Below are 978 nucleotides of genomic sequence, written 5' to 3' on the forward strand. Positions count from 1 at the left end.
GCACTCGCTGCCGTGGCGGCTGCCATGGCGGTATCCGCGCATGCGCAGAACACCACCACCGTCAGCTTGGGCACACCCGGCTACTTCAATCTCACCGATCCGAAGACCACCAGCACCTTGATCCAGCTTCTCAAGGTCCACAACGCGTCGGAGCTGCAAAAACTCGCCAGCGATCCGGTGATCGTCGCCGCGCACCGTGGCGTGGTGGATGTGGACCACGCGGAAAATACTAAACGCGCGGCCGTCAACACCATGAACGCCCACATCGAGAGTATGGAGCTCGATGTGTACGAGAGCAGCGACCTGGTTCCCTATCTGATGCACGACCAGTCGCTGAAGCGCATGCTCAATCGTCCCGAGTATGCGGACATCTATCGCTGGCAGCGCGAAAGCAACGATCCCACCGTGAAGACCCCGAGCTGGTACGACATTGTGCACACACGCATGTGCACGGGCCACGACGGCTATGGTTTGACGGTCAACAGCAATGGTTTCTGTTACGACCCCGCCAACAATGACGCAACATGGCCATCCTCTCTTGACGAAACGATGCAGGAGCTATTCCAGGACAGTTATCAAGGCTTGGTCTTTCTGGACCTACGCGAGCTACGCAACATCCGCGACGTCGCCGCCATGCTGGCCAACAAGATGATCATTGGCGACGACTACGGCAAATGGGTGGCAAGCCACGTCGTACTCAAGTTCCAAACGTGGATGTTCACCGGCCCGGGGGACTTCTATCAGCAGACGGCCAATTTCTATGAACAAAAGTTTGGCGGCACGCTGACCGAATCCGAGTTGGCTCAATTGCTGATCATGCCGGTGTACACCTCCAACAATGTGGCCGATCTTGATGGCGGTGGTGCGAAACCTTGGGCGCTCAACGACTGGAACAACTGGGTCAACTGGAACAATCAGCAGAACAACCTGCTGGCGCCAGAAGCCAGCCTGAAAGCGCTGAAGGGCAGCATGAATCAC

At 57.4% G+C, this 978-nt stretch carries 1 protein-coding gene; it reads left to right on the forward strand.

Going from position 1 to position 978, the window contains the following annotated elements; genetic code table 11:
- Positions 1-978: glycerophosphodiester phosphodiesterase family protein (locus AB3X86_RS38205; RefSeq protein WP_368599895.1), on the forward strand; the 978-nt coding region annotated here is incomplete at both ends.

The organism is Paraburkholderia sp. BR14374, from assembly GCF_040948685.1.
In the GTDB taxonomy this organism is placed as follows: domain Bacteria; phylum Pseudomonadota; class Gammaproteobacteria; order Burkholderiales; family Burkholderiaceae; genus Paraburkholderia; species Paraburkholderia youngii.